The 18673-nt window shown below is 54.4% G+C and carries 18 protein-coding genes and 1 tRNA gene; 9 read left to right on the forward strand and 10 right to left on the reverse strand.

The features are described from left to right. Positions 1–220: 220 nt before the first annotated feature. Complete coding sequence (locus AZSP09_RS17475; RefSeq protein ID WP_152090777.1) at positions 221–1999, reverse strand: GGDEF domain-containing protein; 1779 nt, start codon at positions 1997–1999, stop codon at positions 221–223. A gap of 86 nt (positions 2000–2085) precedes the next feature. Between AZSP09_RS17475 and AZSP09_RS17480 the strand changes: the two genes are divergently transcribed. Together AZSP09_RS17480 and AZSP09_RS17485 are read left to right on the forward strand one after the other, a co-directional pair. Further along, a tRNA-Thr gene (locus tag AZSP09_RS17480) sits at positions 2086–2161 on the forward strand. Between the two features lie 165 nt (positions 2162–2326). After that, on the forward strand, positions 2327–3535 hold the full coding sequence (locus AZSP09_RS17485; protein WP_014236874.1) for a tyrosine-type recombinase/integrase: 1209 nt from the start codon (positions 2327–2329) through the stop codon (positions 3533–3535). A gap of 56 nt (positions 3536–3591) precedes the next feature. Here AZSP09_RS17485 and AZSP09_RS17490 read toward each other — a convergent pair whose 3' ends face one another. The 3 genes from AZSP09_RS17490 to AZSP09_RS20770 form a co-directional block, all read right to left on the reverse strand. Next, on the reverse strand, positions 3592–4605 hold the full coding sequence (locus tag AZSP09_RS17490) for an inovirus-type Gp2 protein (protein WP_157870605.1): 1014 nt from the start codon (positions 4603–4605) through the stop codon (positions 3592–3594). A 160-nt stretch (positions 4606–4765) separates the two neighbouring features. Continuing rightward, a complete protein-coding gene (locus AZSP09_RS17495) occupies positions 4766–5854 on the reverse strand; it encodes a hypothetical protein (RefSeq protein ID WP_014236876.1) in 1089 nt (362 codons plus the stop codon). Positions 5855–6116: 262 nt separating this feature from the next. Continuing rightward, positions 6117–6416 carry a helix-turn-helix transcriptional regulator gene (locus AZSP09_RS20770; RefSeq protein ID WP_420794894.1) on the reverse strand — a complete coding sequence of 100 codons (300 nt, stop codon included), beginning with the start codon at positions 6414–6416 and terminating at the stop codon, positions 6117–6119. Between the two features lie 1124 nt (positions 6417–7540). On the opposite strand from AZSP09_RS20770, the gene AZSP09_RS17510 reads away from it, so the two are divergent. The 3 genes from AZSP09_RS17510 (at position 7541) to AZSP09_RS17520 (ending at position 10581) form a co-directional block, all read left to right on the forward strand. Continuing rightward, positions 7541–8509, forward strand: coding sequence for a DUF932 domain-containing protein (locus tag AZSP09_RS17510; RefSeq protein ID WP_014236879.1), 969 nt, complete (start codon positions 7541–7543; stop codon positions 8507–8509). 77 nt (positions 8510–8586) lie between these two features. After that, positions 8587–9591 carry a YqaJ viral recombinase family nuclease gene (locus AZSP09_RS17515; protein ID WP_152090778.1) on the forward strand — a complete coding sequence of 335 codons (1005 nt, stop codon included), beginning with the start codon at positions 8587–8589 and terminating at the stop codon, positions 9589–9591. A gap of 87 nt (positions 9592–9678) precedes the next feature. After that, the gene (locus tag AZSP09_RS17520; protein ID WP_152090779.1) at positions 9679–10581 is read left to right on the forward strand and encodes a recombination directionality factor; all 903 of its coding nucleotides are present in this window, start codon (positions 9679–9681) and stop codon (positions 10579–10581) included. Here the strand turns inward: AZSP09_RS17520 and AZSP09_RS20725 are convergent. Then, positions 10578–10808 (reverse strand): hypothetical protein, encoded by a 231-nt coding sequence (locus tag AZSP09_RS20725; RefSeq protein ID WP_232058822.1) that lies wholly within the window; start codon positions 10806–10808, stop codon positions 10578–10580. The genes AZSP09_RS17520 and AZSP09_RS20725 overlap by 4 nt on opposite strands. A gap of 313 nt (positions 10809–11121) precedes the next feature. Between AZSP09_RS20725 and AZSP09_RS20015 the strand changes: the two genes are divergently transcribed. From AZSP09_RS20015 to AZSP09_RS17535, 3 genes are all read left to right on the forward strand, one after another. Further along, the gene (locus AZSP09_RS20015) at positions 11122–11271 is read left to right on the forward strand and encodes a hypothetical protein (protein ID WP_172974795.1); all 150 of its coding nucleotides are present in this window, start codon (positions 11122–11124) and stop codon (positions 11269–11271) included. A gap of 24 nt (positions 11272–11295) precedes the next feature. Continuing rightward, entirely contained in the window at positions 11296–11634 is a 339-nt protein-coding gene (locus tag AZSP09_RS17530; RefSeq protein WP_152090781.1) for a hypothetical protein, read from the forward strand. A gap of 111 nt (positions 11635–11745) precedes the next feature. Beyond that, entirely contained in the window at positions 11746–12330 is a 585-nt protein-coding gene (locus tag AZSP09_RS17535) for a hypothetical protein (protein WP_152090782.1), read from the forward strand. 160 nt (positions 12331–12490) lie between these two features. On the opposite strand, the gene AZSP09_RS17540 is transcribed toward AZSP09_RS17535, so the two are convergent. Further along, complete coding sequence (locus AZSP09_RS17540) at positions 12491–13138, reverse strand: SOS response-associated peptidase (RefSeq protein WP_152090783.1); 648 nt, start codon at positions 13136–13138, stop codon at positions 12491–12493. 446 nt (positions 13139–13584) lie between these two features. Here AZSP09_RS17540 and AZSP09_RS17545 point away from each other — a divergent pair, with 446 nt between their 5' ends. Further along, a complete protein-coding gene (locus AZSP09_RS17545) occupies positions 13585–14274 on the forward strand; it encodes a hypothetical protein (RefSeq protein ID WP_172974796.1) in 690 nt (229 codons plus the stop codon). A gap of 442 nt (positions 14275–14716) precedes the next feature. Here the strand turns inward: AZSP09_RS17545 and AZSP09_RS17550 are convergent, their stop codons facing one another. From AZSP09_RS17550 to AZSP09_RS17565, 4 genes are all read right to left on the reverse strand, one after another. Then, complete coding sequence (locus AZSP09_RS17550; RefSeq protein ID WP_442858678.1) at positions 14717–16438, reverse strand: ABC1 kinase family protein; 1722 nt, start codon at positions 16436–16438, stop codon at positions 14717–14719. Between the two features lie 288 nt (positions 16439–16726). Continuing rightward, positions 16727–17173 (reverse strand): DUF883 domain-containing protein, encoded by a 447-nt coding sequence (locus AZSP09_RS17555; protein WP_152090786.1) that lies wholly within the window; start codon positions 17171–17173, stop codon positions 16727–16729. 127 nt (positions 17174–17300) lie between these two features. Next, complete coding sequence (locus AZSP09_RS17560; RefSeq protein WP_152090787.1) at positions 17301–17888, reverse strand: hypothetical protein; 588 nt, start codon at positions 17886–17888, stop codon at positions 17301–17303. Positions 17889–17953: 65 nt separating this feature from the next. Next, entirely contained in the window at positions 17954–18562 is a 609-nt protein-coding gene (locus AZSP09_RS17565) for a TetR/AcrR family transcriptional regulator (RefSeq protein ID WP_152090788.1), read from the reverse strand. Positions 18563–18673 lie beyond the last annotated feature (111 nt).

Raw genomic sequence — 18673 nt, forward strand, 5'->3', positions numbered from 1 at the left:
TAGGCCTGGTAGCTTCATGGTTTTTTCCTAAAAATGTAGGCTATACCAAGCAATTCGTGTTCCAGATTTTTCTGAATTGTGTCTGAGTAAAGGTAGGCATGCCGTTGTTTTGCTATATATTGAGTTTCTCTGGGTCTAGCAGACTAATTCAAGCTGAAGACTTGTGGGACTAAAGATATCGATGGGATGTAAGTTACGTAAGATATTTATGATATTTGGTTCAGGTACTGATAACTTGGTTTTTACCATTGTTCTTAGCCTGGTACATGGCGATGTCGGCTCGCTTGATGACTGTTGCTTCAGGTTCTCCTGCTTGATACCTGGTTACTCCAGCGCTGAATGTGATTAGGATTCTTTGGTTTTCGTGCATGAAGTAATGCTTGGTTAGCTGCCTCTGTAGTCGTTGCAGGGCTGTTGTGGCCTCTTCAAGATCGGTGTCCGGCAAGATAATAATGAATTCCTCACCGCCGAAGCGGGCCACCAGGTCGGTGGGTCGCATGGTGTTCTTGATGACCGTGATGAGGTGGATCAGGGCCGCATCGCCGGCGTCGTGACCCAGGCTGTCGTTGAGCTTCTTGAAGTTGTCGATGTCCAGAATGGCCAGGCAGAGGGGGGTGCGGCGCCGCTGGGTGCGGGCCGTTTCCTTGGCGAAGGCTTCTTCCAGACCGTGGCGGTTGAGGGCGCCGGTGAGCTGGTCGTGGCGCACCAGGGTGCTGGCCTTGTCCAGCTCGCCCTGCAGTTCGGCCACCCGCTGTTCCGATTCACGCACCCGCTGCTGGGTGGCCCGCAGCTCGTCGCGGGAGCGCTGGGCGTTGAGCTGGATGATGCGGGTTTCGTGCATCACTTCGTCGATGACGGTCCGCAGGTCGGCAATGTTGTTGGCTGTGGCGATGCGCTGGGCGCAGGCTTCCACCTTGTCGTGGTAGTCGGAAGTGGAGTCGGCGAAGTCGGCCAGATGATCCACGAAGCCCGCCAGCATGTGCTTCAGGGCCTCCTGGGCTTCACTCAGGCTGTGCTTGAGCTGGCTCTGCTTGAAGATGACTTCCTTGATGCGCTGCTCGGCATCGTCAATGGTGCGCAGGGACAGGGGGCTGGTGACGATGTCCCGCACCATTTCGATCTGGCCATGCAGCCACTGGTCGTCTTCCACCAGTTCGCTGACGTTCTCGATCAGCAATTGCAGCAGGTGCAGCAGGCCGGTGCGCAGTTCCCGCTGGTCGTCCGCCAGCAGTTCGAGGCGGAAGGCGAACTGCTTGAGCTTGTCCAGCAGCTTTTTCAGGGCCTTTGTGTCCTGGGCCCGGCGCACGGCGCTGGCCAGGGTCCGGGCTTCTTCCACCAACTGGGGCGACTCCACCAGCTGGGTGGCGACGGCCGTTTCCAGGGTGAAGGCAAACAGTTCCCGCAGTTCGCCGACCAGGGCGTTGTCGGTGCTGGCCGATGCTGTGGTCGCGGCGACAGCACCGGCACCGTTGTCCTCCTCTGCCATCTCGGGGGCGTCGGCCAGGGGTGTGCCGCCGGCGTCCGCATTCTGGTTCCAGGAAGTGAGGAGCCCTTTCAGGCGGGTGAAGAGCAGGTCCGGATCCTTGCCGGCACTGGATAGCACGTGTTCCAGGGAGTCCCGTTTCTTGCCGGGCGTCAGGCCGGCATGATGGGTTTCCCATTGCCGGATCAGTTCGGCAATGAGGTCGCTCCAGGGCGGCGGTTCGCTGCTGGCTTCGGTACAGAAGGCCTTCCAGGTGTTCTGGAAGCGTTCCCAGCTCTTGTCCCGGATCGCCTCGTCGAAAGACCTGGCAAGGCGCTGCTGGGCCGGTCGGCTGCGGTCAAGGGCGGCCGCCAGGCTTTTGCACTGCTTTTCCGGGAACGGCTCATCCCCCGGCGGGTGTTCGGCAATTTCGTTGTAGAGGGTGAAGTAATTGTCCGGAGTCGGCGGTATGCGCCGGACGGCCAGTTGCCGGAGGACTTCACGAGCAATTTCGGAGGGATTGGAGAGGGCAGCCATGGAATTTGAGTCTTGCTCGAAGATTGCAGCCTATTCTATATGCGACAGCACGTCAGGGGGCATGCCTCGGTTATAATGGCGGCCCCGCCGGGTTAGCTCAGTAGGTAGAGCAGCGCACTTGTAATGCGAAGGTCACCAGTTCGATTCCGGTACCCGGCACCAGTAACCATTCCAAAGCTGTCCAACTAAGGCTGAATTTCCCAGTATTTATGCGGGTTTCGGCCTTTTTTGTTGTCCGATGTGTTCAATGGCGTCCATTGAAATCCAGAGGGGTTTGGGGGTATAAGGTGGGGTATCTTGTTGCCTCTCTGAGTGATGTACCCCCAAATGGCGCTGACCGAACTTGCAATCAAGGCCTCCAAGCCCGCTGATAAACCTTATAAAGTCTCGGACGAGCGGGGTTTGTTCCTTCTCGTAAACCCCAATGGATCCAAGTACTGGCGCGTGAAGTATCGCTTTTTGGGAAAAGAAAAGCTACTTGCGTTGGGGGTATATCCAGAGGTGAGCTTGAAGCAGGCACGAGAGCGTCGGGATGATGCTCGTCGTCTTTTGGCAAACGGAGTCGACCCCGGATTTCACAAGCAGGCAACGAAGATGGCCATGGTTGCCAATGCGGCTAATTCCTTCGAGGCCGTGGCCCGTGAATGGTGGGCAAAGAAGTCGGTAGGTTGGTCGGCCAGCTATTCCAATAAGGTTATCCGACTCTTTGAAAGGGATGTTTTTCCATGGGTCGGTGCGCGGCCAATAGCGGATATCACTGCTCCAGAGATGTTGGCTGTGGTCCGCCGGATCGAAGCAAGAGGTGTGATAGAGACGGCCCATCTTGCTTTACGCGTGTCAGGGCAGGCATTTCGCTATGCGGTAGTTACGGGAAGGGCTGAACGCTCTCCAGTTGGTGATCTCCGTGGCGCACTCCCTCCGGTTAAGGTTTCTCATTTCGCTGCAATTACTGAACCAGAAAAAGTCGGCGAGTTGTTGAGGGCTATTGATGCCTTCTCAGGAACCTTTGTTGTCCTCTGTGCTTTGAAGTTGGCGCCACTATTTTTTGTTCGCCCAGGGGAGTTGCGCCATGCGCGGTGGAGAGACTTTGATCTAGAGCGAGGTGAGTGGCGTTATCTTGTTACCAAGACCCAAACCCAGCATCTTGTACCACTGGCAACCCAAGCCATAGGGATTCTTCGTGAACTTTATGCGCTGACGGGTCGTGGCGATTTTGTTTTTCCTGGGCGGGACCGGGCCAATCCGATGAGTGGCGCAACCATTAATGCCGCATTGCGTCGGATGGGCTATAACACTCAAACGGATATCACTGGTCACGGTTTTCGCGCCATGGCACGTACTATTTTGGCTGAAGAATTACATGTTAAACCCGAGGTAATTGAGCACCAACTGGCTCATCGCGTACCGGATAACTTGGGAACGGCATACAACCGAACCAAATTTTTAAAAGAGCGCAGGGTAATGATGCAGGAATGGGCTAATTACCTTGATAATCTAAAAGAAAATGTTATTTCTCCCAATCTTGGAGTGGCGTAACTGCCAGTTTTTCGGATATGTAGATGGTGGAAGGTGACTTGCTCCCCCCTCTATGACTATAGGGGGGAGAAGTGACTGTCGTCAGTGTTTCGAGCTTTTCTGGGAGCACCCAATTTTTTAGGCTCTGCGCGCGGCCATTTGCCTCGACGCATGAGGCGATTTCGGGGGGCAAATTCTGGGCGTACAAACTGGTCTGTTTTGCATAGATAAGGGATCACGATTTCAGATAAATTGTGACGTCGTTTCTTGTCGCTGACATGAATTGGCCCGATCCCTAGTTTTCCTAACTGCTCATATTGGCTGGCCTTTGCATTGCAGTTCCAATACTCGCCACTTTTTTTAGTGATGGTTTTGACCCAATATTCACCGATTTTTTGGGTGTGGAAGATGTGACAACGACCTTGTTTTGCCTCGGTGTCGAATAGAAAAATCATGTGGATATGGGGGCCTTTCCCTAAGCCGTATTCAATCTTGGCGATGTACCCTCTCAGACCTCGAAATATGGTGTTGCATCTAAAATTTGCACAAAGGTGATCAAGGTCAGTGCTGAGCTTCTCGAAGGTTATGTCATTCCAGAGCTCTTTCCTGTAGTACAGGTCGATGCGACAGAAATTGATCGTTGCCTGTTTTTCGAACCAGGCGTTGATGTAGTTCTTGTATTGTTGAGTACGCCTGTTCGACTCATAGACCCGTCGTCGGAAACGCTCCCTGTAACCGTTTTGAGTCCACGTATGGCGGAGCTTCTCAACGATTGCATTGAATATTTCCCCAAATGATCTTCCACTGGGGTGCCTGGCCATGGAGGTGGACCAAATATCTCGCCAGATCATTCCTAGGTCATGAAGGTGTAAGCTAATCCAAGCGTCATTGAATGCTTCGATATGCTCGCTGTAACGATATTTACTCGAAAGCATTCCAATTGTTGTGATAAAGAGAGGAAGCCTATGGAAATAGCGCTCAGCAAGTGGAGTAAAGTCGTATCCAGACCTGCCGGATCCCGCAATATGTGGCAAAAATGGAATCTCCTTACTTTTTGTGGCATCTTCCACAAAGGAGACTAAGTCAGCCATCACGGATGCGTAAAACTTTCGGGTGAGACGACATGAACTCTCTTCGTCAGTAACGAAGAGAGCGTCTGAGAAATCACCATAGACTTTGCGACAAAGGTCTCGGTTAATGACATCGGAGTTATTGTAACGGTGCCCTAAGTTCATTCCGACCCCTTTCTTGTTAGGCCGCAACTAGCTTGGAATTGGCGCACCAATACTCATCAAGTGTTAATGCAGCGGGAAGGTCGCCCATGCCGTAGTGATCGTATTTATGGTAGGGCGTTAAGCGCAGATAGCGCTCACTCATCAACATCATCCGCAGGCTATCCATTACAGGTTCCAAGGGGTGGGCATGAGAAAGTCGGGAAAAGCTCAATGATCCCCAGCTTCGGTGGTTCTCCGGTGAGTGTGACCAGTAAACACTTAGGCCATGTCCTTCGGTGGCTTGGTTCCACTTCTGAGAAATGGCGGTAAAGAGCCTTTCCCAATCGACTTTACGGGGGTTAAAGCACAGGATGAAGTGGTAGCCATAGCCACATTCAGGCATATACCGTCTCTTCCACCAGTACCCGAAAAGCTCTTCTGGGCCGTAGTGGGGCTGTAGTGTTGTGATAAAGGCATTTAGTTGGCGTGTGCTTGCCTCCAGACGCAGTTCTGGGGAATGGTGGAGTTCCAGTCGTAAGCAGCCTACTGCTTCCCCATGGTTATGGGATAAGCGATCAAAGTACCGTTCGGTCTTTTTCAAGGCAGTGGAAATGCTTCGCTTCCGGACGCTTTCACTGTTCTTGGTGCCTGCTTTGGTCATTTGTTCATATACCCGTCGTCCAAAGGAATTGATTAGTTCCCCTTGCCGCAGACCGTCGTTGTTCAAGATGATTAGTGGATCGGCCTTTGAAAATAGACACATTCCGAAACCAAGACGACGTGCAGTAGCGCTCAGTAAAGTTGACTGTTCAGGAAGTTCATAATTAGGTGGTAGCAAGGGGATTTCCTGACTTACCCATGCATAGAACAGTTCCCCTGCTCGGTACGTTTTCTGGAGGACTGTACTCTCCAAGGTTTTGTCTAGCACAAAGACGTTCCCTTCTGACCGCTTCAGTGCGTCGCACAACATTCCGTCAATGTGAAGTTGTTTAAAGAGGAGCTCGCTCAGTGCCCAGCTACGATCCCAGTAAAGGCCCCCCTGTGGGGCAGTTCGTGGGTAGTGAAAGTCAGTGATGATCGATTGCAGCAGTGCATCGTGAGCAAGTTGTTTCTCATATGGTTTCATGGTCGTGCATCCTGTACTTTTCCACGTTCAGAAGCATCAATGACCAGACCATTGGGACTTCTGCATATGTGCCCTATTTAAAGTGTTGTGTTCTTTGTATCGTATTGATATTTAAGATTTAATCTATATTCAATCCTATATACATGCGGAATTGAAGAAGCTGAATTCCTCGTCGGCAAAAGGGGCCTTAGATGGGAATCTGCCCGTAGTACGGGCATTGCTCTCATGTCGGGGATATACAGACTTAACGTCGCTACCTCCCCTAGTCGCTGTGAATTCTTGACGACTGGTCTTGGGTGTCGCTATTGCGGCTCTTGCTGATCTGTTGCCTAATCCAGGTGTCGATTTCATCCTCGACCCAGGCTACCGTTCCGCGTCCAACGGGGGATAGGGAAACCGGGCGTGGAAACGTAGGGTCGTAGTACTTTGAATCGCAATCCAGCCTGGCGTAGACGCTAGACCGACCAAGTCCAACTCGTTTGATGACTTCAGAGAGGCGTAATAAATACAGTGCGCTGCGTGCCATAGCTAACCTCGTAGTCTCTCTGTCTGCGGCATGCATGCCGGTGGAGAGAGATCGCAATTGTTAAATTCGCGGCGCCACCAGAGGCCAGGCACTCCAGGAATAGACCAAGAGAGACCCTGCCGTAAGGGGCAAGCGCAAAACCAAATGGGGAATACGGGGTGCCGACATGGGCCAAGAAGGCCGGGAACGGCGTTGGTTAACACAGCGCGACTGGGGTCGCCTGAGACAGTGAAGCGCCCTGAGCGGGGGCACCTCCTAGAGATCAACCGTTGCGGTTGAGATGCTCTCCCCACTGTATCGCTCGGGAGAGCTGTGCAACTGACATGCAATGCCAGTTGGCCGTATTTTTATCGAAAATTCGCAAACTATGCAAGTGCTCTTTTGGGCATCTGTTGTTTTTCATGTCACTGTTAGCGCAGTCGCAAGATGTCAGTGGGTAAGCAGGTAGAGCAACTCTGTTGCTATCTGGAAAGCCTTCTGGTCAGCGGATCTGAGGGTAAGTCTGTATATGAATATTGATGTTGTACGGCCAGCGGGATTCAAAAAAACTTCAGTCACATATCACCCCTATGAACAGGGGGCTGTATTGCCCTAACCGTCACTGATTAACCCTGATCTGGGGTTAGTTGGTATGCCGTTTCTTCCCCTGTTCCTTATCCATTCATCAAGGGGAATTTATGTCCAATCACTGTCCAAACTGCATGTCCTCACGTATCGTCAGCCTTAACCGAGGCCGCAAAGCAGGTGGCCTGATCGGCACCTGTGGTGGCGCTCTAAGCGGAGCTGTCGGTTGCTGGTCTGGTGCCGAGGTCGGCGCGACCGTTGGAGCCATTGCCGGTCCTCCCGGTATGGTCGTAGGGGGAATTCTTGGTGCCCTCACCGGGGCCCTTATCGGAGGGACTACTGGAGGTATCGCTGGCGCCAAGCTGGGAGAAATGGTTGATGAGCGAGTGCTCGATAATCACCATTGCCTTGCTTGTGGTTACATCTTCAGCATTCCCACTACCGATCTGTAGTTGCCCATCTCCCATTAGGTTTCCTACCTATCCCTAGCCAGTAGTTGGCTGGCTTCCCGTCCGTTTTTGTTCCTGACACATATCGGTCCATCCGTCCTTTGCGGAGGACCGATCACGTCTTTTCTCTATAGAAAGGAGCCTTCCATGGCCCATCTCGTTCAACAAATGGCGTATGTCGGCGCTGAGCCCTGGCATGGCCTTGGCAATCATCTTCCCGCCAAACAGCCCATCGAAGTCTGGCAGCGTGAAGCCGGTATGGACTGGCAGATCATGGAGACCCCAGTTCGCTTTATGGCTGATACGGCAGGCAATCTGGGCTCGATCCATTCCTTCCCCGAACAGAAGGTGCTCTATCGCTCGGATACCAAGGACGCACTTTCTGTTGTCTCTCAGCGCTACCAGGTGGTTCAACCTCGTGAAGTCCTGGAGTTCTACCGGGATCTCACTGAGGTATCCGGTTATGAGCTGGAGACAGCCGGGGTACTCAAGGGGGGCAAGAAGTTCTGGGCCCTGGCCAAAACTGGCCAGTCCAGCGTTTTGAAGGGGAGCGACCAGGTCAATGGTTATCTTCTCTTGGCTACGAGCTGCGACGGTACCCTCGCCACTACAGCAACGCCCACCACGATACGGGTCGTCTGCAACAACACCCTAACCATTGCCGTGAATGGGGCTACCCAGGCAATCAAGGTGCCCCACAATACTCGATTCGATCCCCAAGCCATCAAGAAGCAACTCGGGATCGCAGTTTCCCATTGGGATGGCTTCATGTACCGCATGCGGACCTTGGCTGAACGCAAGGTCAATAGCCATGAGGCTATGAACTACTTCCTCAAGGTGATCTGTGAAGCCCCTGCTAGCGCTACTGAACCCTTAAAACTCGCCAACGAGCGAGCTTTGAAACGGGTTCAGGCTCTCTATGAAGGCCAAGGGCGGGGATCGGAGTTGGAGGCGGCCAAGCAAACCGCCTGGGGCTTGCTCAACGCCGTGACGGAATACGTGGACCACGAGCGCCGGGCGCGCAGCGACGAGTACCGGATGGATTCCGCCTGGTTTGGCCAGGGGGCGGCCATCAAGCAACGTGCACTGGATGCCGCTCTGCAGCTCGTCGCCTAAGTCAGTTTCTTCCCTACCTATGATGCCCAGTACCGCTTTTGGCGGGCTGGGCATCGTTGTTTCCATGAGGTGATTTCATGCAAGTACAAGCAGTTAACGCTGTTTCAACCCAAGGACGGCCGGCCTTGCGCCTGATCAAAACCAAGGAACTACCCCGGGAAGACTGGTTGGCTGTCCGGACGCGAGGTATTGGGGGGTCGGATGCAGCAGCAGCCTGCGGGCTGAATCCCTACCAATCCCAGTTGGAGCTTTGGCTGGAGAAGACCGGTCGTGATGGCAATCTCCCCAAGATCGACCCGAACGACGAGGAGAGCCCGACTTACTGGGGAACCCTCCTTGAACCCATCGTCGCGGCCCATTACACCAAGCGTACCGGTCATCGGGTCCGGCGCATCAACGCCGTCCTTCAACATCCGGATCCTGATAAGGCCTGGATGCTCGCCAACATCGACCGGGAGGTCACCGGCACGGAAGAGGTACAGATCCTCGAATGCAAGACCGCCGGTATCAACGGAGCTCGTCTCTGGAAAGACGGTGTCCCCGAGTATGTCCAGCTGCAGGTCCATCACCAACTGGCCGTCACCGGTAAGCGGGCGGCGGATGTGGCGGTTCTGCTTGGTGGTCAGCATCTCGAAATCCATCACATCGAACGCGATGACGCGTTGATCGAGCGCCTGATTCAGCTGGAACGGCGCTTCTGGCGTTATGTGGAGGAAGATATCCCACCGCCGGCCGACGGTTCCGAATCGGCGGAACTGGCCTTGCGCTGTCTCTATCCGGAAGACAGCGGTCAGGAGTTGAATTTCAGGCAAGAACGCAATCTGTCAGCCACCTTCGCCGACCTGGTGAGTGTCCGGCAAAGCATCGCTGAGCAGGAAAAGGTGGAAGCCCTGCTCAAGCAAACGCTACAGCAGGCCATGGGCGATGCCAGTCGGGCCACCTTCGAGACCGGTTCCGTGAGCTGGAAGAAGGCTAAGGACAGCGTGATCCTCGATGTCAGCCGGTTGCTTCAGGATCACCCCGAGGTCAAACAGCTGTACGCCACCACCAAACCGGGTAGCCGACGTTTCCTGATCGGCTAGTCCTGTACCTCCCAACCCTTCATCCATTCCCTACCGCGGCGCCCTAAACGGGCCCTGCGGTATTTTTTTACAGTGAGGAGAAATCCAATGCTTAAAGGACTGGCGATCACGCCTCCCATCATCGGCCGTATCTCGATTGGCAAGGTCATCGAGAAGAATGGCAAACGCCTCCCCGAGAAGGACGACCAATTTACCCTGACCAGCCAGGTCCAAGGCAAAGAAGGCTGGCTCCCCCATCCCTACGACGAAGGACTCCGCAAGGCCCAGGGCGGCAAGATTCGTAGCATGCCGATCCGTTTCCTGTTCAACGATCCCGATCTAAATTTCCGTGCTGAATACACCCTGTTCGACCGGAAGAGCGGACGGCCAGTCTGCGTTGGCAATGGCGAGACCAGCAAGCGACTGGCGAAGACGGGCATCGAGAATCATCCCTGTCCGGCCCCAGACGGTTGCCCATTCGGTGCTGGCGGAGCCTGCAAGCCCTATGGCCGGCTCAATGTCGTGATTGGTGATGACGATCCCTTGGGGAGCTTTGTCTTCCGGACCACGGGTTTTAACAGTATCCGGACTCTGATCGCCCGGCTGCAGTATTTCCAGGCAATTTCAGGTAACCGGCTGTCCTGCCTGCCCCTGGAGCTGAGATTGCGGGGTAAATCTACCCGACAGAGCTTGGGGACTCCGATCTACTACGTGGATATCACGCTACGCAGTGGCATGAGTGTCGCGGAGACCTTGCTGGAGGCTAAGCGGATGGATGCAGAGCGCCAAGCCTCTGGATTTGACCAGGTGGCCCTGGAGGTGGCGGTACGCAATGGCCTGGCCAACGGGGCCTTTGAAGACAGCGAGGAAGAGGCTGAGGCCGTGGTCGAGGAATTCTATCCGGTGGTGTCCGAAGACAAGGGCGGGCTCAGCGACAAGCTGCAGGCCTGTCTTGATCAGGCAGGGAGTGCTACCGGCGCTTCCTCCGGTGAGGCAGGGGAGGGCGGCTAGGCGTCAGTGTTGGGGGTGGTGACGTTGAGGGCCAGTTGCTCGACAACACCACTCACCAGTTCCCGCTGGTAGGGCGACAGTTGCCGGTAACGGCCGATGAGACGCAGTTCGTCGTCGCTGGGGTCGGTCACCGGGTCTAGGACCGCAATACGGGGCTGACCCGTTGGTCCCTGCTCAATGCCATGGCGCAGCCAGAGGGACGAAACGTTGAGCATGCTCGCCAACATCTCAATCTTGTCTGGGGTCGGGCGGTTGTCACCCGATAACCATTTCTGCACCGCTTGGTTGGTTACAGGCTTCCCGGGAAAGCGCAGGTTGAACTGCAGGGCGAGTTCAGTCGGTGTGGAAATCCGCTGGGCGCTTCTACCAAGGGCCTGGCGGAGGCGTTCTGCAAAGGCGATTTTTTCTGGGGTGCGTGCCATGACGCCAGTGTGGGATATCACTGGGTAGCAATGGGCAACCAGGTGGTTGTTAAAACAAACTGTCTGATATAAATTCCAGGGGTCAGTAAATACGCTGTTGGAATGAAAGGAGTACGCGATGTACCACCAATCCCCCCTTGAGACCTTGGCGTCCTACGCCATCACGTTCGTCGTGGGCGCCATTTCGGTGCTGGGTGTGGCCGCCTATGGGAAATGGATGAAGCGGCAAGGTATTGAAGCAAGCCAGCGCATGCAGGCTTCCTCTTAAACGAATCTATCCCGGAGTAGTGCCATGTCGTTGGACATCCAGAAATTCACTGCCGATGAGATCACCATTGAGAAGCTCATCACGCTTATCGACGCGAGAAAGTCGTTCCAGGTCGTTGCAGTTTCAAACATCAGCGCGGTCGTAGAGAAGATCGAAGGCCGAGTCGAAAAGGCCGGGTTACGTTGTCGTGTGTTCACCGAGTACCGTGCGGCCTCCATGGCGGCAACGTTCAGTCCGGCTGCAATGGTGGGGCTGGGGGCGGTAGTCGGGATCGGGCTCCATAACCTCGCCACCTTCAATCCGGACTATGAGATCGGTAAGAACAAGCTGGCGGGGACAGTGACCGTCAAATACATGAAGTAACGTGCCGCCAGACCACAGGTGGCGCTGAAACACAGGGCTGCTCGGACATGACGCGCCGGCAGCCCTTTTTATTACCTACTGAATCAGCGGATATCCGCCAAGGAGAATCAGATGAAAAAAGTTTCTGTGCTGTTACTGGGCCTGTTTGCAATCCCCGTGGCTCAGGCTTGTAACTGGAATGCCGAGAATTGCACGTACTACATGCAGGAAGAGGTACAGCGCCAGATCGGCGCACTGAAGCAAAATCCTAAGTTCATGCAGGAGAAGTTCGGAGAGCTGCAACAGATGGCGCAACGCATCGATCGCAAGACGGCTTCCTGCTCGAGCTGGCGCTGCACCAATGATGCGTGGTCTGAATTCAACAACTATGTATCGCAACTGACGCTGAACTACGTTATCAACAAGCCGAAGGTTGCCCCAGTAGCTCCGGCCGCACCGACTGACAAATGGGCAAGTCAGTGTGTGGTCGGTAAGACGGTGAAGGCACCCATCTATCGGGATGCAGAAGGTACCCAAGCCATCGGTAACCTGGATTACAGCGCTTATGCCGTCAGTCAAACTAATGGGGGGAAATTGGTGGGACTGAAGACCGTGCCTGATTATGGCCAACCGAATCCTGAAGCAAACGCTGGCAAGTTCATTGGCTGGGTAAAGAAGGCTGACCTCCAGATGCAGGATCTACGGAACTGCAACTGATTCGACAAGGCGGCAATGGCCAAGATTAACGCCATAGATAGCCGATTGTGTTTCAGCAATTAAAGCTGATGAGAAATGGGAGCGGGTATTTGCCCGCTCCTTTATCGCTGCTCTTTTTTTTTTTGAAATTACGCCAGTCCTAACAGTGGAGGCAGATTCCTCAAGCTGGCCCCGCGTCGATTAGATCTGCCACCGGCGCTACCAGCAACGCTTTCACTTCCTCCAGGTTTCCCATAAGCCATTGTTCGACATTGCCTTGCTCAATGGCCACCACGCTACGCTTGTCCTGCTGCTCGGCTGGGGACTTGGGATCGGGCTTGTGCATCCGGCTCATAATTGGGTGGCTGTCGGCATTAATGGTCAGTATGGTGTAACTGTCCACCACCTCGCCAGACTTCCGGTCAATCCAGGTATTCCAGAGACCGGCAAGTCCCCAGGGAAGACCGTCGGCACGCCGAAAGTGCCACCAGATGTTCTTGCCTGTTTCCCAACATGGCTCATCAAACGATAGGGCTGGGACGATGCACCGCTGCCCCTTAAGCCAGGCGTCCTTGTAGGTTGGCTTATCCGCAGCCTCCTCAGACCGGCAGTTTTGCGTCGAGTATTTTAGAGTCGGGGTGTTGGACCAGGCGGGGATGAGTCCCCACTGTCCAATCACTAGGGCCAGACCATCCGCCCCGCCTTGGCGCAGGAACGGGCCTTGGGCCCGCGGAAAGAGCTCACGAGTCCAGTTAGGCTGGTTGTGCCGGCCGATGTGCCAAGTGCGCTCCATGGCCGCTTGGTCGGGAGTAATGTGGCGAGTGCACATCTGTTCAGGCTATCACGGCTGTGCGGCGGAAATCGACCCAGTGCCGCCCTGCAGGCCCTATCGGATGAAGGGGGGTGACAAAGTCCCGCTCATATTTCAGACGACTGCTTGCTGGCAAGTTCTCAGCCAAAGCTGATTTGGGGCCTCTGGCCTGAATCGGGCTGCTGTACGCCAGTTAGCTGCCACTCAACCACTGATGGCAGTTATTAGAGTGGGGCAGTCGTACGGCACGACTACTCAAAGATAGTGGCTAAGCCGAAACTGCCATTTGAAGAGCATTCATCCGTAACGTCTCAACTGAATGTCGTGACGATATAGTGATCCAAGATTAATTATCACCCAATATCATGAACACAACTCCTCTGCCGGCTAGGCCAAAGCAAATCACAATTCTTCAACACATCTATCCGCGCTCGGGATTGCGGCGCTTTGCGGGCCAGGACGGCATGCTCCAAGTCTTGAGCTTGGAGACAGAGGCTATTCGCCGTCTTGGGCCAAATGCCGATATCTTTGTCACGCATCGAGCATGGGACCAGCGTTTGGAGCACGGACAGATTGTCGCCTCGATTGAGCGCCAGTTTGGGATTCTCGTAAGTCACATCCTCAACGGGCGAGAACACCGAATGGACCCGGGCGCCTTCGAGACGATCTCGCGCATGTACAGCCTGTGGCGGATTCGCCATCACCGTGCCAAAAATTCGTTACCAGACGCTTATATTGGCACGCCGGAGCGTGTCGTTTTAAACCGGGTTATGGACGAAGGTGAGCATTACGGGATGATTTCAATCACCGCAGATGGATTCATTCCAGGGCGAATGATGGCCGGGCCACTAATGCTCTTAGCTCTTGATCGCCAAGCAGAGGCTTTGGCCGGAAAGCGATGGGGAATAATCCATGCCAAAGAAGGGGAATTCGTCTTGCCTGACAGTTTCGGCGATTTCATGATCATGCCAATTTCGCCTACTTGCTGCTTGGTTGCCGACGAAGACGATGGCAGCGTTGGGATTGAAGGTGTTTCGCAGATTAATGGTTTCGCAATAGCCCATGCTTCAAGCTATTTGGCTGCACGCGACCTAGCAGAATGCCCAGGCCTTGAAAAAGAATGCTTAAATTCGTCGTATTGCTGCTCTTCGTAGGCTGACTGGAGTTCTTCGAACTCCGCTTTAGCTTCCCGAACTGAGTTTATGGGGCCGCAGAAGTCGGAGTTCGTGAACGCTGCAATTGTTGCGAAATCCTCCTCCAGTACATCAAATTCAGACTCGGACTTGCATTCCCACAGTTCGTTACGGAAATAGTGCATACAATATTTATTGGCTGCGGTGTTGAGGAAATCCTTTAGCTCATCATCGAGGTCCTAGAGGTTTGCAGTGTTAACCAGCTCATGGAATTGGTTGGAGCGGAAACTCGCCGTCATAGCCATCTGGGCAGCATCAGTCCTGACGGGTTTGAGCGCGCCTCAGCGTGAGGCAGGAAGATGTCTAGCGCTCCGGGAGCAGCCCAAAGAAGCGTTTCGCTCTGAATAGCACCAATCTCCCCCATCATGCTTGCCTGTCGTTCATTCTGATTTCATTTCCCTGCTCAGATTTTCCTGTTGCTGAAAAAAATAGAGAGGAGGAGCCAGGTACTGCCTGCTACCGCACCAAGGAATCCCAATAGGCCAAAGAAGGGTAGCCCGAGCAGGGTTGGGCCACCGGGAACGGTCATGACGATGGATGAACCGATGATGAGAGCAGCTACGACAATGCCGATGACTAGGCGATTAGCCGCACTGTCGAGTTGATCGCCGACGCGTTTCAGGTTAGAGACATCGATATGAATCTCCAGCCGGCCACGCCGAGCGGCACGTAACAGTCGGGATATGTCCCGCGGGAGATCAGCAAGCAAGGTCAAAAATTCCCCAGCCGTCCGCCAACTCCGTTTGAGGAGGGCAGCCGGTGAGTACTGTTCTCGCATAGTTTTTTCCAACAAGGGCAGGGACTGGCCCGCCATGTCGAATTCAGGATCGAGTTCTCGACCTAGCCCCTCCAATGTGATGAATGCTTTGATCAGCAACGAGAGATCCCTTGGCAGGACGAGTTGATGCTGGCGCGGAATCGCAGCCAAGTCAGAGAGCATCGAACTAAGTCGTAGCTGCTTCAAAGGAACACCATGGTAGCGATCGACAAAGGACTGGATTTCCAGTAGCAATACCTGTTCGTCCACCACTCCATCGCTGGTCCATTCAAGCATTACATCTGTTACGCCCCGGGCATCGTTCCTCACTAACCCCAACAGCAGCCGTATTAATTGCTCGCGACGCTCATCGGTGAGTCGTCCAACCATGCCGAAATCTATGAAGGCAATGCGGTTGCCCGGTAAATAGAACACGTTGCCTGGATGTGGGTCAGCATGAAAGAGGCCATCCTCTACAATCATCTTCAATACTGCCAAGGCTCCACGCCGTGCAAGGAGCTTGCGGTCTAGGCCAGCATCGTCGACTGCCTGCAGTCGACGACCAGAAATTCCCTCGATAAATTCCTGCACGCACACCCGCTCACAGGTCCATTGCCAATAAACGTGAGGAATGAGGATGATGTCGGACGCCGAGGCGAACACGGCTTCGCCTTCTTGCAGGGTGGGGATGCTTTCAGGATCAGTGTAGCCGAGAAAATTCTCGGCGATACGTTCGGCATTGCGGCATTCGCCCCTAAAATCGAGCTCGTCACGCAGGGATTGGGCGAACTGACGCACAATTTCACGTGGGTGAAAGATGCGCAGTTCAGGACTGGCAGTTTCCGCGAGTTCCGCCAGGCGTGCTAGCCAGCGCAAGTCGGCCTCAATGATTGGTTGAATTCCGGGGCGTCGGACCTTGACCACGACGTCGTCGCCATTCTCGAGACGCGCCCGATGAACCTGTGCAATGGAGGCAGCAGCCAGTGGTTCCGGGTCAAAGGCCGCGAATATACTTTCTGGTGGCCCCCCGAGATCTTCCGTCAGCTGCTGCTGGATGGCAATCCAGGAGGCAGGAGGGGCACTGTCCTGCAACTTACCGAATTCAGCGGTCCATTCCGGTTCGAACAGATCTACACGGGTGGCAAGTACTTGGCCAAGCTTGACGAAGGTAGGCCCCATCTCTGCCAATACCCGCCGTACCCGCTCTGGCGGTGTCATGTGGGCGAAATTTTCTGCCTCATTCCATCGCAGTGCCCGACCCGCACGCTCTAGAACATTGGCCAGCCCAATCCGGCGAACTGTGTCACCAAAGCCGTAGCGAATTAGGATCGAGGCAATCTCGTGCAGTCGTCCGAGATCACGCATCATTGATAGTGTCTGCCATAGCATAGATCTTCCTCGTTCGGAGAGAAGGGGCGCCGGTCGGCCAAGTCAATTAGTGGGCTGACAATGAACTTCTCAAAGTGAGCCGAAATCTTCTCCACTACCGGGATGAATTTCTGGTCCGCACACAGCCAATGGTAACTACGCGCCATATTTCCATGTCCACAGAACGTGGAGTCTATGTTGGGGCTAGGGTTAGGCCATTTACTGAATGGTAGTAACGGAGGTCATGACGGACGCATCGTTCCGTCATGACCAAACCGCCCTCCTGATCTACTGTCCCCAGTGTTTCAGGACATCAAGGGTCTTGGTGGCAGCTTCTTTGGCGGCGGCGGCGGCGGTACGGGAGGCCTCTCGGGTTGCCTCTGCCGCATTTAAGGCGGCATCCCTTCCTGCTTCCGCTGTTTTCCTGGCGGCATCCTCGGCAGACTGCATTGCATCTTCGACAGCGGCAGCTGCTACTTCAGTGGCTTCTGAGGCCTTTTTAACAGCTTCCCGGAAGGCTTCCGTAGTTTTGTCGACGGCAATGGTTTCCACTTCGATCAATTGATCCCGGGTTGCTTTAAGGCTGCCCCGAAGGCGAGTGTGCAGACTGCTAACTTTCTTGTTTGTTTGTTCGGCAGTGGCATTTATGAGTTCCTCGACATCCGCCGCGAGTTGCTTGACGTCGGCGATCAATTTGTCTTTTCCCTTGGGATTACTTCCATTTGCATCAGACATGGCACACCTTTCGATAACTTGATGAATCGTTGCGATAGAGAATTAATTGGGAATAACATTCGTAGTCAGGGTGGCATGGGTACATGTGCCGACAACGACTTAGCTGGAATCCCCCTGATGCATCAGATTACTTGGTCACGGCTTCCTTCACGCTTCGTGCAGTCTCCTTGGTCGTAGTTACTGCCTTCTCGGCGGCGTCTTTGGCGGCTTCCCAAGCTTTTGCAGCAGCGTCACGTGCTGCTGTAGTTGCCTCACGTGCGGACTCGTTACCCGACTTGGCTGCGGTTCTGGCTGCCTCTTCAGTCTTTTGTAGTGCTTCCTTAGTAGCAAGTGCCGCAGCATTTGCTGCATCTTCGGCCTTCAGGGCGGCTTCTCTTGTAGAACCAGTCGCTGCCCGGGTGGCTTCAGCAGTTTTTTTCACTGCTAGCTTTGCCGCTTCATTGGCATCCTTTGCCGCACGCTTCGTTGCTTCAAGAGCCTTTGCCGAGGCGTCGCTAACGGCCTGCTCAGCCTTGTCGACCGCTAGCTTGGCCGCCTCCGCCGCCTTACGAGTTGCCTCTTTTGCGTCCTCTGTTGCCTTCTGGGCACTTGCCTCTGCTTTTTGCGCAGACGTTTTGGACGCTTCAATTGCTTGAAGTGCAGCGTCATCGGCTGCTTGAACAGTGGTGATTCCGAACGTCAACATAGACAGGACTAGCCATTTCTTCAGTTTCATTGGTGTAGCTCCTTTTGGACGGGAAACAGGAAACTCTGTTTTTAACGTTGCCCCATTGCTAGGGATCATGTTGAAGAGCCTGAAGCACCGAGACCGTTTCGTAGTAGTTCGACAACATGTCTTGCGATTACTTCAGGAGCTTCGCGTTGTTGGTCATAACCTTGCAGGAAGCGTCGCACTGCCTGGGTCTCAAAGTGGTAGATGACCAAGCCGACGATGGATACGGCTAGGAGGTGGGTACTGCCGGCCGGGTCGAGTTCTCCGGCGACATTGCGCAGGGCATTGAACAGATTCCCGAAGATACAGTGCCCCAGGCGTTGAAGACGTTGTTCATCACTGTCCAGCATGACCCATTGCATCAAGCGCCGAAAGTCGTTTTCTTTGTCGAGCACTCGTGCAAATTGGGTAATAAACGCTTCCAGTCGGTCCCAGCAGCTTCCCGTACCATCCAGGATGGATTTAAAGGGGCCAACCTTGCCCTCGAATGCATGCTCAACGGCTGCCAGATAGAGCTCATCCTTGTCGGAGAAGTGGTGATACAAGGCCGCAGGGGTTACACCAACGGTTGCTGCAATATCGCGCATCGAAACGCCTTCGAATCCGACCTTTGCGAAAAGCGGAACCGCCTGCCCCAATATTTCTTCTCGCATTTTTGCGACAACTTGCCTTCCCATGGCGCGTCACCTTTAGGAGTAACCTACTGAACGTTCGTTAAGATTAAGGCGGCTTCCTGCCGCTTGCAAGATTTTTTTGATGACCAGCGCAAAGAGGGGAGTCTAAGGCGA

This window comes from Azospira sp. I09 (assembly GCF_009177135.1).
Taxonomy (GTDB): domain Bacteria; phylum Pseudomonadota; class Gammaproteobacteria; order Burkholderiales; family Rhodocyclaceae; genus Azospira; species Azospira oryzae.

Excerpts from the sequence above, each read along its gene's own strand:
- AZSP09_RS17475 (WP_152090777.1), bottom strand. The coding sequence starts at position 1,999 with ATGGCTGCCCTCTCCAATCCCTCCGAAATTGCTCGTGAAGTCCTCCGG.
- AZSP09_RS17485 (WP_014236874.1), top strand. The coding sequence starts at position 2,327 with ATGGCGCTGACCGAACTTGCAATCAAGGCCTCCAAGCCCGCTGATAAA.
- AZSP09_RS17490 (WP_157870605.1), bottom strand. The coding sequence starts at position 4,605 with ATGGCTGACTTAGTCTCCTTTGTGGAAGATGCCACAAAAAGTAAGGAG.
- AZSP09_RS17495 (WP_014236876.1), bottom strand. The coding sequence starts at position 5,854 with ATGAAACCATATGAGAAACAACTTGCTCACGATGCACTGCTGCAATCG.
- AZSP09_RS20770 (WP_420794894.1), bottom strand. The coding sequence starts at position 6,416 with ATGCATGCCGCAGACAGAGAGACTACGAGGTTAGCTATGGCACGCAGC.
- AZSP09_RS17510 (WP_014236879.1), top strand. The coding sequence starts at position 7,541 with ATGGCCCATCTCGTTCAACAAATGGCGTATGTCGGCGCTGAGCCCTGG.
- AZSP09_RS17515 (WP_152090778.1), top strand. The coding sequence starts at position 8,587 with ATGCAAGTACAAGCAGTTAACGCTGTTTCAACCCAAGGACGGCCGGCC.
- AZSP09_RS17520 (WP_152090779.1), top strand. The coding sequence starts at position 9,679 with ATGCTTAAAGGACTGGCGATCACGCCTCCCATCATCGGCCGTATCTCG.
- AZSP09_RS20725 (WP_232058822.1), bottom strand. The coding sequence starts at position 10,808 with ATGTTGGCGAGCATGCTCAACGTTTCGTCCCTCTGGCTGCGCCATGGC.
- AZSP09_RS20015 (WP_172974795.1), top strand. The coding sequence starts at position 11,122 with ATGTACCACCAATCCCCCCTTGAGACCTTGGCGTCCTACGCCATCACG.
- AZSP09_RS17530 (WP_152090781.1), top strand. The coding sequence starts at position 11,296 with ATGTCGTTGGACATCCAGAAATTCACTGCCGATGAGATCACCATTGAG.
- AZSP09_RS17535 (WP_152090782.1), top strand. The coding sequence starts at position 11,746 with ATGAAAAAAGTTTCTGTGCTGTTACTGGGCCTGTTTGCAATCCCCGTG.
- AZSP09_RS17540 (WP_152090783.1), bottom strand. The coding sequence starts at position 13,138 with ATGTGCACTCGCCACATTACTCCCGACCAAGCGGCCATGGAGCGCACT.
- AZSP09_RS17545 (WP_172974796.1), top strand. The coding sequence starts at position 13,585 with ATGCTCCAAGTCTTGAGCTTGGAGACAGAGGCTATTCGCCGTCTTGGG.
- AZSP09_RS17550 (WP_442858678.1), bottom strand. The coding sequence starts at position 16,438 with ATGATGCGTGATCTCGGACGACTGCACGAGATTGCCTCGATCCTAATT.
- AZSP09_RS17555 (WP_152090786.1), bottom strand. The coding sequence starts at position 17,173 with ATGTCTGATGCAAATGGAAGTAATCCCAAGGGAAAAGACAAATTGATC.
- AZSP09_RS17560 (WP_152090787.1), bottom strand. The coding sequence starts at position 17,888 with ATGAAACTGAAGAAATGGCTAGTCCTGTCTATGTTGACGTTCGGAATC.
- AZSP09_RS17565 (WP_152090788.1), bottom strand. The coding sequence starts at position 18,562 with ATGGGAAGGCAAGTTGTCGCAAAAATGCGAGAAGAAATATTGGGGCAG.